Source organism: Halorubrum tropicale (genome assembly GCF_001280455.1).
Classification (GTDB): Archaea; Halobacteriota; Halobacteria; order Halobacteriales; family Haloferacaceae; genus Halorubrum; species Halorubrum tropicale.
Genome location: NZ_LIST01000004.1, coordinates 198,486 through 210,924, shown reverse-complemented (window position 1 = coordinate 210,924; position 12,439 = coordinate 198,486). Strand labels below are relative to the sequence as shown.

At 71.7% G+C, this 12,439-nt stretch carries 16 protein-coding genes; 9 read left to right on the top strand and 7 right to left on the bottom strand.

Going from position 1 to position 12,439, the window contains the following annotated elements:
• The first annotated feature begins 9 nt into the window (after positions 1-9).
• The 6 genes from ilvC to AMR74_RS11285 all read left to right on the top strand — a co-directional run bounded on the left by ilvC (position 10) and on the right by AMR74_RS11285 (position 5,295).
• A complete protein-coding gene (gene ilvC / locus AMR74_RS11310) occupies positions 10-1,068 on the top strand; it encodes a ketol-acid reductoisomerase (protein WP_053772165.1) in 1,059 nt (352 codons plus the stop codon).
• Complete coding sequence (gene leuC, locus AMR74_RS11305; RefSeq protein WP_053772164.1) at positions 1,068-2,528, top strand: 3-isopropylmalate dehydratase large subunit; 1,461 nt, start codon at positions 1,068-1,070, stop codon at positions 2,526-2,528. The genes ilvC and leuC overlap by 1 nt, the downstream gene beginning before the upstream one ends.
• A gap of 88 nt (positions 2,529-2,616) precedes the next feature.
• Entirely contained in the window at positions 2,617-3,222 is a 606-nt protein-coding gene (leuD, locus tag AMR74_RS11300) for a 3-isopropylmalate dehydratase small subunit (RefSeq protein ID WP_053772163.1), read from the top strand.
• 4 nt (positions 3,223-3,226) lie between these two features.
• The gene (locus AMR74_RS11295) at positions 3,227-4,225 is read left to right on the top strand and encodes an isocitrate/isopropylmalate family dehydrogenase (RefSeq protein ID WP_053772162.1); all 999 of its coding nucleotides are present in this window, start codon (positions 3,227-3,229) and stop codon (positions 4,223-4,225) included.
• Positions 4,226-4,318: 93 nt separating this feature from the next.
• Positions 4,319-4,693, top strand: coding sequence for a DUF555 domain-containing protein (locus AMR74_RS11290; RefSeq protein WP_053772161.1), 375 nt, complete (start codon positions 4,319-4,321; stop codon positions 4,691-4,693).
• 62 nt (positions 4,694-4,755) lie between these two features.
• On the top strand, positions 4,756-5,295 hold the full coding sequence (locus AMR74_RS11285) for a CBS domain-containing protein (protein WP_006628588.1): 540 nt from the start codon (positions 4,756-4,758) through the stop codon (positions 5,293-5,295).
• A 47-nt stretch (positions 5,296-5,342) separates the two neighbouring features.
• Here the strand turns inward: AMR74_RS11285 and AMR74_RS11280 are convergent, their stop codons facing one another.
• From AMR74_RS11280 to AMR74_RS11265, 4 genes are all read right to left on the bottom strand, one after another.
• Positions 5,343-5,522, bottom strand: coding sequence for a hypothetical protein (locus AMR74_RS11280; RefSeq protein WP_053772160.1), 180 nt, complete (start codon positions 5,520-5,522; stop codon positions 5,343-5,345).
• A gap of 105 nt (positions 5,523-5,627) precedes the next feature.
• Positions 5,628-6,668: a phosphoribosylformylglycinamidine cyclo-ligase gene (gene purM, locus AMR74_RS11275; RefSeq protein WP_053772159.1), complete on the bottom strand. Its 1,041-nt coding sequence runs from the start codon at positions 6,666-6,668 to the stop codon at positions 5,628-5,630.
• Between the two features lie 74 nt (positions 6,669-6,742).
• Positions 6,743-7,417 (bottom strand): metalloprotease, encoded by a 675-nt coding sequence (locus tag AMR74_RS11270; RefSeq protein WP_053772158.1) that lies wholly within the window; start codon positions 7,415-7,417, stop codon positions 6,743-6,745.
• Complete coding sequence (locus AMR74_RS11265; protein ID WP_053772157.1) at positions 7,414-9,192, bottom strand: TraB/GumN family protein; 1,779 nt, start codon at positions 9,190-9,192, stop codon at positions 7,414-7,416. The genes AMR74_RS11270 and AMR74_RS11265 overlap by 4 nt, the downstream gene beginning before the upstream one ends.
• 123 nt (positions 9,193-9,315) lie before the next feature.
• Here AMR74_RS11265 and AMR74_RS11260 point away from each other — a divergent pair, with 123 nt between their 5' ends.
• The 3 genes from AMR74_RS11260 to AMR74_RS11250 all read left to right on the top strand — a co-directional run bounded on the left by AMR74_RS11260 (position 9,316) and on the right by AMR74_RS11250 (position 11,084).
• A complete protein-coding gene (locus AMR74_RS11260) occupies positions 9,316-10,020 on the top strand; it encodes an ArsR/SmtB family transcription factor (RefSeq protein ID WP_053772156.1) in 705 nt (234 codons plus the stop codon).
• A gap of 47 nt (positions 10,021-10,067) precedes the next feature.
• A complete protein-coding gene (locus AMR74_RS11255) occupies positions 10,068-10,523 on the top strand; it encodes a bifunctional nuclease family protein (protein WP_053772155.1) in 456 nt (151 codons plus the stop codon).
• Between the two features lie 78 nt (positions 10,524-10,601).
• The gene (locus AMR74_RS11250) at positions 10,602-11,084 is read left to right on the top strand and encodes an acyl-CoA thioesterase (RefSeq protein WP_053772154.1); all 483 of its coding nucleotides are present in this window, start codon (positions 10,602-10,604) and stop codon (positions 11,082-11,084) included.
• An 18-nt stretch (positions 11,085-11,102) separates the two neighbouring features.
• Here AMR74_RS11250 and AMR74_RS11245 read toward each other — a convergent pair whose 3' ends face one another.
• The 3 genes from AMR74_RS11245 to AMR74_RS11235 form a co-directional block, all read right to left on the bottom strand.
• Positions 11,103-11,576 carry a GIY-YIG nuclease family protein gene (locus AMR74_RS11245; protein ID WP_053772153.1) on the bottom strand — a complete coding sequence of 158 codons (474 nt, stop codon included), beginning with the start codon at positions 11,574-11,576 and terminating at the stop codon, positions 11,103-11,105.
• Positions 11,577-11,613: 37 nt separating this feature from the next.
• Positions 11,614-12,057 (bottom strand): hypothetical protein, encoded by a 444-nt coding sequence (locus tag AMR74_RS11240; protein ID WP_053772152.1) that lies wholly within the window; start codon positions 12,055-12,057, stop codon positions 11,614-11,616.
• 78 nt (positions 12,058-12,135) lie between these two features.
• Positions 12,136-12,420, bottom strand: a complete 285-nt coding sequence (locus tag AMR74_RS11235; RefSeq protein WP_053772151.1) for a DUF7545 family protein — start codon at positions 12,418-12,420, stop codon at positions 12,136-12,138.
• Positions 12,421-12,439 lie beyond the last annotated feature (19 nt).

Here is a 12,439-nt window from a genome sequence, read left to right as displayed (position 1 = left end):
ACGATACACATGACCGAAGACGACACGCAGACGTTCGACTCGACAGTATACTACGACGACGACGCGGACGAGGAGGCCATCGCGCACAAGACGGTGGCCGTCCTCGGCTACGGCTCGCAGGGCCACGCCCACGCGCAGAACCTCGCCGACAGCGGGGTCGACGTGATCGTCGGCCTCCGGGAGGACAGCTCCTCGCGGGCCGCCGCCGAGAGCGACGGGCTCCGCGTCGAGACCCCCGCCGACGCGGCCGCCGAGGCCGACGTGGTGAGCGTCCTCGTCCCCGACACCGTCCAGCCGGACGTGTACGAGAACGCGATCGAACCGAACCTCGACGCGGGCGACACGCTGCAGTTCGCGCACGGGTTCAACATCCACTACAACCAGATCCAGCCGCCGGAGGACGTCGACGTGACGATGGTCGCGCCCAAGTCGCCCGGCCACCTCGTGCGCCGGAACTACGAGAACGACCAGGGGACGCCCGGCCTGCTCGCGGTGTATCAGGACGCGACCGGCGACGCCCGCGACGAGGGGCTCGCGTACGCGGCCGCCATCGGCTGTACGCGCGCCGGCGTCGTCGAGACGACGTTCCGCGAGGAGACCGAGACCGACCTGTTCGGCGAGCAGGCCGTCCTCTGTGGCGGCGTCACCTCGCTCGTCAAGCAGGGGTACGAGACGCTCGTCGACGCGGGCTACTCCCCCGAGATGGCGTACTTCGAGTGCCTCAACGAGCTGAAGCTCATCGTCGACCTGATGTACGAGGGCGGGCTCGGCGAGATGTGGGACTCCGTCTCCGACACGGCGGAGTACGGCGGGCTCACGCAGGGCGACGCGGTCGTCGACGAGCACGCCCGCGAGAACATGGAGGCGGTCTTAGAGAAGGTCCAGAACGGGCAGTTCGCCCGCGAGTGGATCGCCGAGAACCAGGCCGGGCGGCCCTCCTACACGCAGCTCCGGACCGCGGAGAAGAACCACGACATCGAGGCCGTCGGCGACGAGCTGCGCGGCCTGTTCGCGTGGGAGGAGTCGGCCGACGAGGACGAGGAGGAGTCGGCAGAGGTGACCGCCTGATGAGCGAGGGGACGCTGTACGACAAGGTGTGGGACCGACACAAGGTCACCGAACTCCCGAACGGGCAGGACCAGCTGTTCATCGGGCTCCACCTCGTCCACGAGGTGACGAGCCCGCAGGCGTTCGGCATGCTGCGCGAGCGCGAGCTCGACGTCGCGTATCCCGACCGGACGTTCGCGACGACGGACCACATCGCGCCCACCGAGGCCGACAAGCGCGAGCGTCCCCTCGCCGACGACCAGGCCGAGGAGATGCTCTCCGCGCTCGAACGCAACGTGAGCGACAGCGGGATCACGTTCTTCGGCTTCGAGTCCGGCAAGCAGGGGATCACCCACGTCGTCGCCCCGGAACTCGGGCTCTCCCAGCCCGGGATGACCGTCGCCTGCGGCGACAGCCACACCGCGACCCACGGCGCGTTCGGCTCCATCGGCGTCGGCATCGGGACGAGCCAGATCCGCGACGTGCTCGCGACCGGCTGTATCGCCGCGGACAAGCAGAAGGTCCGCCGGGTCGACGTCGAGGGCGAGCTCGGCGAGGGCGTCTACGCGAAGGACGTGATCCTGAAAGTGATCCAGGACCTCGGCGTCGACGGCGGCGTCGGGCACGTGTACGAGTACGGCGGCCCCGCCATCGAGGCGCTCGACATGGAGGGCCGGCTCGCGGTGTGTAACATGTCCATCGAGGGCGGCGCCCGCGCCGGCTACATCAACCCGGACGAGACCACCTACGAGTACCTGAAGGGCCGCGAGTACGTCCCCGAGGGCGAGGCGTTCGAGGAGCGCAAGGCGTACTGGGAGTCGATCGCCTCCGACGACGACGCCGAGTACGACGACGCGGTCACGGTCGACGCCGACGGGCTCGACCCGCTCGTCACCTGGGGGATCAACCCCGGACAGGTGATCGAGATCTCGGAGCCGGTCCCGCACCCGGACGACTTCGAGGCCCGGACCGACCGCGAGGCCGCGGCGCAGGCGCTCGACCACATGGAGATCGAGCCCGGCCAGTCGATGCTCGGCTACGACGTCGACGTGGCGTTCCTCGGCACCTGTACCAACGGCCGCCTCTCCGACTTCGAGGAGGCGGCGAAGATCCTGGAGGGGAACACGGTCGACGAGGACGTCCGCGCGCTGGCCGTCCCCGGCTCCGAGACCGTCCGCCAGCAGTGCGAGGAGCGCGGCATCGACCAGACGTTCATCGAGGCCGGCTTCCAGTGGCGCCGCGCCGGCTGTTCGATGTGCCTGGCGATGAACGACGACGCCCTGGAGGGCGACGAGGTGTGCGCCTCCTCGTCGAACCGGAACTTCATCGGGCGGCAGGGGTCGAAGGACGGCCGCACCGTCCTGATGAGCCCCGCGATGGTCGCCGCCGCGGCCGTCGAGGGCGAGGTCGCCGACGCGCGCGAGTACCTCGACGACGGGCCGACCGGGGGCGCCGGCGGCGTCGAGGAGGTGGCCGACTGATGAGCGCGAACGACGCGGACGACTTCCGTCGCACGACGGAGTCGCGCGACGACGCCTTCGCCATCGGTCTCACCGGGGGTGAGACGCGATGAGCGAAGACCAGCACATCACCGAGGTGTCCGGCACGGGGGTCCCGATCCCCGGCGACGACGTCGACACCGACCAGATCCTGCCGGCGAAGTTCATGAAGGAGGTCACGTTCGACAACATGGCGGACTACCTCTTCTACGACGCCCGGCGGGACGACGACGGCGAGTTCAACGACCACCCCCTCAACCGCTTCGAGGGGGCGTCGATCGCGGTCGTCAACTCCAACTTCGGCTGCGGCTCCTCCCGGGAGCACGCGCCGCAGGCGATGATGCGGTGGGGGATCGACGGCGTCGTCGGCGAGTCGTACGCGGAGATCTTCCGCGACAACTGCAAGTCGCTGGGCATCCCGGCGGTCACGACGGACCACGAGACGGTCGTCGAACTCCAGGAGTGGATCGAGGCGAACCCCGACGGCGACATCGACGTGGACGTCGAAAACGAGACCGTCACCTACGGCGACACCGTCATCGACGTCGACGTCGACGACGCGATGCGCGAGGCCTTGGTCGAGGGGATCTGGGACACGACCGCGCTGATGTACTCGAACCGGAGCAAGGTCGACGAGACGGTCGCCGACCTGCCGTACGTCGAGGGGGACGACTGACCGGATGCCCGACGAGATAGTCGTCATCGAGGGCGACGGCATCGGCCGCGAGGTCGTGCCGGCCGCCGTCGAGGTGCTGGAGTCGCTCGACGTCGAGTTCGAGTTCGTCGCCGCCGACGCTGGCGACGCGACGAAGGCGGCGACCGGCGAGGCGCTCCCCGCCGAGACGTACGACCGCGTCGCCGGCGCGGACGCGACGCTGTTCGGCGCGGCCGGCGAGACGGCCGCCGACGTCATCCTCCCGCTGCGCGAGGCGGTCGACTCGTTCGTCAACGTCCGGCCCGCGAAGGCGTTCCCGGGCGTCGACGCGCTCCGCCCGGAGACGGACGTGGTGTTCCTCCGCGAAAACACCGAGGGCGTGTACTCGGGCCACGAGGACCGGCTCTCCGACGACCTCTCGACGCTGACGCGGGTCGTCACCTCGTCGGCGTCCCGGGAGCTGGCCGAGTACGCCTGCGAGTTCGTCCGCGACGGGCGCGGCCCCGCGGGCGACCCCGACGAGGGGTTCACGGTCGCGCACAAGGCGAACGTGATGCGCGAGACCGACGGCCGGTTCCGCGAGGAGGTGCTTGACGTGGCCGCCGAGCGCGGCGTCGACGCGGACGAGGAGCTGATGGACGCGTTCGCGACGAAGCTCCCGCTCGACCCGAGCGGGTACGGCGTGGTCGTCTGTCCGAACCTCGCGGGCGACGTGCTCTCCGACTTGGCCGCGGGCCTCGTCGGCGGGCTGGGCCTGCTCCCCTCGGCGAACGTCGGCCACGACAACGCGCTGTTCGAGCCGGTCCACGGGACCGCGCCCGACATCGCCGGCGAGGGGGTCGCGAACCCCACGGCGGCGATCCTCTCGGCGGCCATGCTCCTGGAGTACCTCGGGCACGTCGAGGAGGGCCGGCGGGTGCGCGACGCGGTGGAGGGCGTCCTCTCCGACGGGCCTCGAACCGGCGACCTCGGCGGGTCGGCGACGACCGACGAGGTCACCGCGGCGGTCGTCGACCGCCTGTAAGGCGCGTTTCGCCGCCGATCGGTCCGGCTTCAGCGCTCGCGCCGCCGCGGGCGAACCACAAGACAAGAAACCCTGCGGCCCATCCGGCCGGATATGAGCAACTACGAAGTCGCGATGGAAGCCGCCTGGTTGGTCCGTGACGTCGAGGAGACCGACGACGCCATCGGCGTCGCGGTCAGCGAGGCCGGTAAGCGACTCAACGAGACGGACAAGCAGTACGTCGAGGTCGAGCCCGGCGTCACCGGCTGTCCGGCCTGCGGCGAGCCGTTCGACGCCGCGTTCCTCGCGGCCAACACGGCCCTCGTGGGACTCCTCTTGGAGATCGACATCTTCAACGCCGACAGCGAGGAGCACGCCGAGCGGATCGCGAAAAGCGAGGTCGGCGGCGCGCTCCGGGACGTGCCCCTCGAAGTCATCGACGTCTTCGAGACGGAGGCGGACGAGGACGAGGACGCGCCGGAGCGGTAAACGCGAGCGCGAGATCGGTCGGTGCCGAAAGCTTTTCTAATAACCTCGGGTAATTTAGCGGTATGGAACTGCCGACGCCCCAAGACCTCCGCGAGCGCCGGACCGCGCTGGAGCTGACCCAGAGCGAGCTCGCCGACGCCGCGGACGTCTCCCAGCCCCTCATCGCGCGGATCGAAGGCGGCGACGTCGACCCGCGGCTCTCGACGCTGCGCCGGATCGTCAACGCCCTCCAGGAGGCGGAAGGCGAGGTCGTCCGCGCGGCCGACCTGATGAACGAGACGGTGATCAGCGTCGCGCCGGACGACGCGGTGAGCGGGGCGGTCGAGCTGATGGAGGCGGAGGCGTACTCGCAGCTCCCCGTCCTCCAGAACGGCGTGCCCGTCGGGTCGATCAGCCAGGGCGACGTCGTCCACGCCGGCGAGAACGTCGGCGACCACCCCGTCAGCGAAGTGATGAGCGAGTCGTTCCCGACGGTCGCGCCGTCGGCGACCGTCGACGAGGTCCGGAACCTCCTCGACCACTACAAGGCCGTGATGGTCACCGACGGCGGCGAGACCGTCGGGATCATCACCGAGGCCGACATCGCCGCGCAGCTGTCGTAAGGCCCCGACCCGCGGCCGCGTTCACGACTCCAGACGCGGGGCCGCGCTCACTCCTCCCGGCGCTCGGAGAGCCGCTCCCAGATCTCCGTACAGCCCGCGCCGTCTTCCACGTCGTCGAGGTGTCCCCGGTCCGGTTCCTCCTCGTCGCCGTCGCGCTCGTCGTCCCGTCGGGAGCCGCCGCTTCCGTCTCCTCCCGTCTCGTCGTCCGCGGCGCCCCCGTCGGTCATCGTCATGAACTACGCCGACGGCGGTGATAAGGCGTCATTCGGCGGCACGCGACGCCGCCGCTCCGGGGCGGCCGCAACGCTCGCCGGTACCTCGGACGCGACCGTTCAGAGCTCCAGCCCGCGGATCGCGACCGTCGCCTCTCCGTTCCGGGCGTCGACTCCGGCCTCGACGCGGCCGATCACGCGGCCGTCCGTCTCCGCCGCCAGCGACTCCGCCGCGTCCGGCTCGACGGCGGCGACGAAGCCGGTCCCCATGTTGAACGTGCGGTGCATCTCCTCGTCGGAGACGTTCCCCTCGCGCCGAACGAACTCGAAGACGGGTTGGGGGTCGAACGCGTCCTCGACGACGTAGCGGCGGTCGCCGAGGCGTTCGAGGTTCGTCCAGCCGCCGCCGGTCACGTGGGCCGCGCCGCGCACGCCGTGGGCGCGCATCGGGTCGAGGAGGTCGGTGTAGACGGCGGTCGGTTCGAGCAGCGCCTCGCCGAGCGTCTCGTAGCCGTCGAACGGGCAGGGGTCGGCGTACTCGTGGCCGCGCGTCACGGCTTCTCGGGCGAGCGTGAGCCCGTTCGAGTGGATTCCCGACGAGCGCCAGCCGACCAGGGCGTCGCCCGGCTCCGCTCGCCCGTCGAACACGCTGTCCTTCGCGGCGAGGCCGGCGCAGGTGCCCGCCAGGTCGAGCCCGCTGACCACCTCCGGCATCACGGCCGTCTCGCCGCCGACGAGTTCGATGTCGGCGAGGTCGGCGCCGCGGGCAAGCCCCTCGCCGACCTGCTCGGCGAAGCGCTCGTCAGGCTCGTCGACCGCGAGGTAGTCGACGAACGCGACGGGGCGGACGCCGGCCGCGACGAGGTCGTTGACGTTCATCGCGACGCAGTCGATGCCGACCGTCGAGTAGTCGCCGAGCGCCTCCGCGACGAGCAGCTTCGTCCCGACGCCGTCGGTCGCCAGCGCGAGGTAGCGGTCGCCGATGTCGAGCAGGCCGGCGTACTCGCTCCCGGAGCCCTCCGCCTCGGTGTCCGCGCCGACCGCGCCGATCAGCGCCGCGGTCGCGGCCTCGCTCGCGTCGATGTCGACGCCCGCGTCCGCGTAGGTGAGTTCGTCGTCGGCGTCCGGTCCCCCGTCGTCGCTCCCGTCGCCCTCGGTCATGTCTGTGGGGGCACGCCCGCGGAGCAAAAACGCACCGTTCCGCTGGGCCCGTCGCGGGCCGGTCGCGTCGCCCGTCAGAACGGCCCGCCGAACCCGAGGCCGAGGACGAAGACGAGCCCGAACGCGAGCAGCGCGGAGGGGACGAAGACGGCGGCCCACACCGGCTTGCTCCACGACAGCACCGTTTTCCCGTCGAGCGGGCCGTACGGGACGAGGTTGAACGCCGCGAGGAACGCGTTGATCGCGATGCCGCGCGCGCCGAGGACCGTGACGATCTCGCTCCCGACGATCCCGCCGAGCGCGAACAGCGGGAAGAAGACGGCCATCAGCCCGAGGTTCACGACCGGCCCGGCCAGCGCGATGTGGCCGTGCTCGCGGGGCGTCAGCCGGCCGCGGTGGTGGACGGCGCCCGGCGCGGCGAAGATGAACCCGAGGAGCGAGCTCATCACGGCGAGGAACAGCATGCTGTTGTCCGCGCGGAACTCCGCGACCTGGTCGTAGTGGACGGCGACGACCTTGTGCGCGACCTCGTGGAGGAGGAAGGCGACCCCGGCCGTCGAGAGGGCGACGAACAGCGGCGGGACCACGCCCGCCGCGAGGATGCGGCCGATCCCGCCCGAGCCGCCGACGAAGAATAGCATGAACGCCACGCCGAGGGCGAGCCACGCGACGAGCAGGTCGCGGAGCTCGGTCCCGCTGAAGTACAGGCCGGCGATCCGGCGCCCGGAGACCGCGCTCCCGCCGCTCATGCGATCCCCCCCACGGCGCCGCGGACGAGGTCCGCGCCGTTTATCGCCCCCTCGACGAGCAGCCGGCCGACGTCTTCGACGCCGCCGACCTCGGCGCCGAACATCGCCGGGATGACGTACGCCGCGAACAGGAAGCTGGCGACGATGCTCCCGACGTTCGTCATCGCGACGACGACGATGAGCCGGAACAGCGGCACGTCGAGCATCGCGGAGACCAGCTCGGCGGCCGACCGCGTCTCGTCGGCGAGCAGGTCGTTGAGCGCGCCGATGTCGGCGACGTTGACCGTCAGGCTGCGCAGCTCGACGTAGCCGGTGAACCAGCCGGGCGCGAGCAGCGGGTTGATCGAGGTCAGCCACGCGACCGCGCCGCCGACGCCGGCCGAGAGCCAGCGCGCGCCCGCGACCTTCGCGAACGCGAACGCGAAGACGCCGTTGATCAGGAACCACGCGCCGAACAGGCGGAGCAGGAAGGCGTTCCCGGCCCCGCCCAGCGCGAGCAGGAGGAAGAAGCCGACGAAGCCGACGGTGATCGCGTAGCCGATCGCCTTCTTCCACGGGAGCCCGCGCCCGGACTCCTGGCCGACCAGGCTCTCCATCGGCGGGAGCGTCGCGGGGTCGGCGAGGTAGCCCTCAATTCCCGCCTGATGGCCGGCGCCGACGACGGCCACCACGTCGTGGCCCGCCTCGCGGAGCGCGACGAGCCGGTGGGCGATGAACGCGTCGCGCTCGTCGATGAGCGCCTCCGCGCCGCCCGGGGAGAACTGCCGGAACTCCTCCATCATCATCGTCACCACGTCCGTGTCGGTGAGGTCGGCCTCGTCGAGCTCCTCGATCCCGCCGGCATCGGGGTCGACCTCGCCGCCGGCGAACGCGCCGACCGCAAGCGCGAGGACGGCCCCGACGACGAGCCCGAGGCCGATCCCGATCCCGAAGCCGCCGATGGCGGCCACGGGGAACCCGCCGAGGTACGTCGAGACGAGGCCGTTCGCGACGCCGGTGACCCCGGCCGCGACGCCGGCGGCCAGCCCGGTGCCGGCCGCGGCGTAGAGCCGCTGGTCCGGCGAGAGCGCGAGCGTACCGACCTGATCGACGGCGATGCCGACGACGAGCGCGACGAGGACGCCCGCGGCGACGCTCGTCAGCACCCCGGTCGTGATCCCGACGGCGCCGCCGAAGAGCCCGATCGCCGGGCCCGCGAGGATCCCGACCATGAGCCCGCCGATCACCCCGGCGACGCGGGGGTCGCTGACGCCGAACGCCAGCCCGCCCACGAGCCGGAGCTTCTCGGGTATCGTCATGCGCGCCCAGAACCGTTGGATCGTCGTCTGGATGTCGCGGTCGACCAAGGCGACGTCGATGCCGAGCGACTCGGCGACGTCGACGGCGGCCTTCATGTCGGCGCCCGGCTCGATGTCGAACCGCTCGCCCAGCTGCGTCTGGACGTACGAGAGCATCCAGTACGCTAGGAACTGGAACACGGTGTTCCCCTTCAGCAGGTCGCCGGCGTCGAGGTCGTCCGGGGTCTCGCCGTTGAGCTGCCGGTAGCGCCCCTCGTCGAGTTCGACGGCGACGACATCGGGCCGCTCCCGCTCTATCGTCTCCTCGACCTCGTCGACGGAGCGCTCCGACACGTGCGCGGTCCCGACGACCGTGACGCTCCCCTCGCCGCCGGAGCGCGCGCGTCGCGTCGCCCCCTCCACGTCGCCGCCGTCGGCCCGCGGGGACCGGTCGGTCGACGGGGGCGCGTCGCCGCTCCCCCGTGACGTCTCTGTCATCACCCGTCGTACTCGGTCGCCGCGTTTAGGGTTTGTGAGTCGATCGCGGGATCCGCCCCGCGAGCGCCGACTCGTCCCCGACGATCCAACAAGTTTGTATCCTCACGCGCCCCATGAGAGCGTATGTCTCGGCTGTTGCCCTCCCTGCCGGACGCGACTCCCGAGGAGCGCGAACCCCGGGTCGTCGGCGTCGACGACGACGAGGCCGACGACCTCATCGCCGCTCTCGGCTCCGAGACGGCGCGGGCCATCCTCTCGACGCTCCACGACCGCCCGGCGACGAAGTCGGAGATCGCCGACGAGGTCGACACCTCGCTCCAGAACGTCCAGTACCACCTCTCGCGGCTCGACGAGGCCGACCTCGTCGACGTGGTCGACACCGCCTACTCGGAGAAGGGCCGCGAGATGGACGTGTACGCCGCTGCGGACGAGCCGCTCGTGCTGTTCGCGGGGGGGTCCGAGGAGTCGACCGGGATCAAGACCGCGCTCATGCGGCTGCTCGGCGGCTACGGGGTCATCGGGCTCGCGGCGGTCGCGGTCCAGCGCCTGCTCGCGGTCGGCTCGCTCGGCTCGCAGTTCACCGCCCGCTCCGGCGGCGGCGACGTGGGAACCGCCACCGCGGACGGCGGCGACGGCGGCGGTCCGACGGTCGAGAGCGTCCCGGACCAGAACACCGCCGCGGAGGGAGCCGACGGCGCGGTCGAGCTCGTCGGCGACCCGGTCGCGCAGTACGCCGTCTCGCTCGTCGAGCCGGGGGCCGTGTTCTTCCTCGGGGCCGCGCTCGTGTTCACGCTCGCGTGGGCGTACTGGTACCGCGCGTCGAACTGAGGCCGCGCGTGGGACAGCTATTCAAGCCGCCGCCACCACGTTCCCGTATGGAACACGAAGCCGAGGTCGTCGGGGTCGGTGCGGGCTCGGCGCCGAGCGGCGACGTCCCGGCGGTGATCCTCTCGGCGCGCGGCGAGTACGTCCCGATATTCGTCAGCGGCGACCAGGCACGGTCGATCGGAATGGCGCTGGAGGGCGAACCGTTCGACCGACCGCTCACGCACGACCTCCTCGTGGACATCCTCACGGAGTTCGGGGGCGCGATCGACCGCGTCCGCGTCGACGACCTCCGCGACGGCACCTTCTACGCGAAGGTCGACGCCGAGCGCTACGACGACGGCGAGCCGGAGCGGTTCGTCTTCGACGCCCGCCCGTCGGACGCGCTCGCGCTGGCGGTCCGCGTCGACTGTCCGATCGTCGTCACCGACGAGGTGATAGACGAGGCCGGTCGGCCGCCGGACTCGATCCGGTTCGACGACGACGGACCCTCCGAGGAGCGGTAGCGTACTCGCGCCGCGTCCGCCGGCCGCCGCCCGTGCCGGAAGCCGGCCGTTCAAGTCGCCGGCCCTCCCACGACTGGCATGGACGAGACGGCCACGCTCGCCTCTTCGCACACCGAGATGACGGAGATGCTGCTCCCGAACGACACGAACAACCTGGGCCGAGCGCTCGGGGGCGCCGTGTTGCACTGGATGGACATCTGCGGCGCCATCGCCGGCATGCGCTTCGCGAACCGGCAGGTGGTCACCGCCTCGATGGACCACGTCGACTTCATCGCGCCCATCGAGATGGGCGAGGTCGCCATCGTCGAGGGGTACGTGTTCAACACCGGCCGGACGAGCGTCGACGTGAAGGTCGACGTGCGCGCCGAGAATCCCCGCACGGACGAGACGCGACGGACGACGACCTCCTACTTCACGTTCGTCGCGCTCAACGACGACGGGCGCCCCACGCCGGTCCCAGACCTGGACTGTCCCACCGAGGACGAGGCGGCCCTCCGCGACGACGCCATGGAGGGGCGCGAGGAGCAGCTCCGGCAGGTGGTCGACCGGTACGACCTCTGAGGGGAGCCGCCCGGCGCCTCACTCCGCGGAGCCGTCGACCACGTCGACGGTCGCGTTCGGGTCCCCGGACGACGCGACCGCGGCCTCGTGCGCCGTCAGCGCGCGCTCCGCGAGGGCGTCGAGCGCCTCGGGGCCGGCCAGGTGAGCCCCGCAGCCGCAGTCGGAGGCGCCGAACCCGTCGATCGGCCCGGGCGGCAGGCGCTCGGCGACCGCGCATTCGACGTCGACGCCGACGCTCCGCACGACGCGGTCGATCCGCGCCGCCGGGTGACTGAGAAGGTAGTCGACGTGCCAGTGTTGGGTCTCGCTGTCGCCGCGCGCGGTCCGGCGGTGCCTGTCGACCCGCGAGAATCCGCCAGCGCCCAGCGCGCTCCCCGTGTAGGCGTACGCGCCCGCCGGGAGCCGGTGGTCGCCGAGCGCCCCCGCCGTCACCGTCGCGTCCGCAGCGAGGCCGACGACGAGCGTGTAGCTGCCGCCGGTCGCGTCGCTCATCGGTCGCTCCCCGTCGCGGTCGCTGTCGGCGCCCCGGTCACGACAGCGCGGCCGGCGCCTCCGAGGCGGCCGTCCGGAGCGATCCCACCAGGTCGCCCGCCTCCTCGTCGAGGCGGTAGGTGTCGTGGAAGTCGTCCGGGTCGCGGGCGCGCCCCGACAGCGTCCCGACCACGTCGGCGATGCGGTCGTAGTTGTCGCGGACCAGCCCGCCGACGATCCCGGGGGTGCCCGCGCGGTCGGCCAGCTCCTCCGCGGCCGAGCGGCCGGCGTACACGCGGCGCTCTGCGGGGTCGACGAGCACCATCGCGAACGGCCGGGAGCCGAACTGCGCGTCGAGGAACGGCCCGACTGGGTCGGCCTCCCACGGGACCGCGACCACGCCGTCGAGCCGGCGCAGCGCGACCGCCGCGACCGAGCAGTACGGGCAGTCGCCGTCGAAGATCAACACCGGCGCGTCCGCGCCGGCCGGGTCGGTAGACATACGAAAACGTAGGGACTCGACCGGCTTAAGCGGCCGGTCGGGCGAACTCGTTCGGGCGCCGAGCGGCGCCGACTCCGCTCAGTGCGAGTGGCCGAGCGCGTCTTCGAGCGACTGCCCGAAGCGCTCCTCGAACAGCTCCGCGGCGGTCTCCTCCATCTCCGCGATGTCCTCGGGCACGTCGCCCTCGCTGTGGTGGACGATGACGTGTGCCTGCTGGGCCATCGCCTGGACGACCACGTCGGAGACGACGGCGGTCGAGGGCTCGCCCTGCTCGCTGAGCACGTCGACGAGGCCGGCGGGCAGTTCGAACGACTCTTCCTCACCGTCGGGGCCGGTGACCGTGTAGGTCTCGGTGTCTCCCATGGACGTGCCTGGCGGCCGG

Coding starts and splice junctions, on each gene's coding strand:
- AMR74_RS11255 (WP_053772155.1), top strand. CDS start 10,068: ATGGAACACGAAGCCGAGGTCGTCGGGGTCGGTGCGGGCTCGGCGCCG.
- AMR74_RS11285 (WP_006628588.1), top strand. CDS start 4,756: ATGGAACTGCCGACGCCCCAAGACCTCCGCGAGCGCCGGACCGCGCTG.
- AMR74_RS11240 (WP_053772152.1), bottom strand. CDS start 12,057: ATGTCTACCGACCCGGCCGGCGCGGACGCGCCGGTGTTGATCTTCGAC.
- AMR74_RS11260 (WP_053772156.1), top strand. CDS start 9,316: ATGTCTCGGCTGTTGCCCTCCCTGCCGGACGCGACTCCCGAGGAGCGC.
- AMR74_RS11280 (WP_053772160.1), bottom strand. CDS start 5,522: ATGACCGACGGGGGCGCCGCGGACGACGAGACGGGAGGAGACGGAAGC.
- purM (WP_053772159.1), bottom strand. CDS start 6,668: ATGACCGAGGGCGACGGGAGCGACGACGGGGGACCGGACGCCGACGAC.
- AMR74_RS11295 (WP_053772162.1), top strand. CDS start 3,227: ATGCCCGACGAGATAGTCGTCATCGAGGGCGACGGCATCGGCCGCGAG.
- AMR74_RS11250 (WP_053772154.1), top strand. CDS start 10,602: ATGGACGAGACGGCCACGCTCGCCTCTTCGCACACCGAGATGACGGAG.
- AMR74_RS11265 (WP_053772157.1), bottom strand. CDS start 9,192: ATGACAGAGACGTCACGGGGGAGCGGCGACGCGCCCCCGTCGACCGAC.
- AMR74_RS11270 (WP_053772158.1), bottom strand. CDS start 7,417: ATGAGCGGCGGGAGCGCGGTCTCCGGGCGCCGGATCGCCGGCCTGTAC.
- AMR74_RS11245 (WP_053772153.1), bottom strand. CDS start 11,576: ATGAGCGACGCGACCGGCGGCAGCTACACGCTCGTCGTCGGCCTCGCT.
- leuC (WP_053772164.1), top strand. CDS start 1,068: ATGAGCGAGGGGACGCTGTACGACAAGGTGTGGGACCGACACAAGGTC.
- ilvC (WP_053772165.1), top strand. CDS start 10: ATGACCGAAGACGACACGCAGACGTTCGACTCGACAGTATACTACGAC.
- AMR74_RS11290 (WP_053772161.1), top strand. CDS start 4,319: ATGAGCAACTACGAAGTCGCGATGGAAGCCGCCTGGTTGGTCCGTGAC.
- AMR74_RS11235 (WP_053772151.1), bottom strand. CDS start 12,420: ATGGGAGACACCGAGACCTACACGGTCACCGGCCCCGACGGTGAGGAA.
- leuD (WP_053772163.1), top strand. CDS start 2,617: ATGAGCGAAGACCAGCACATCACCGAGGTGTCCGGCACGGGGGTCCCG.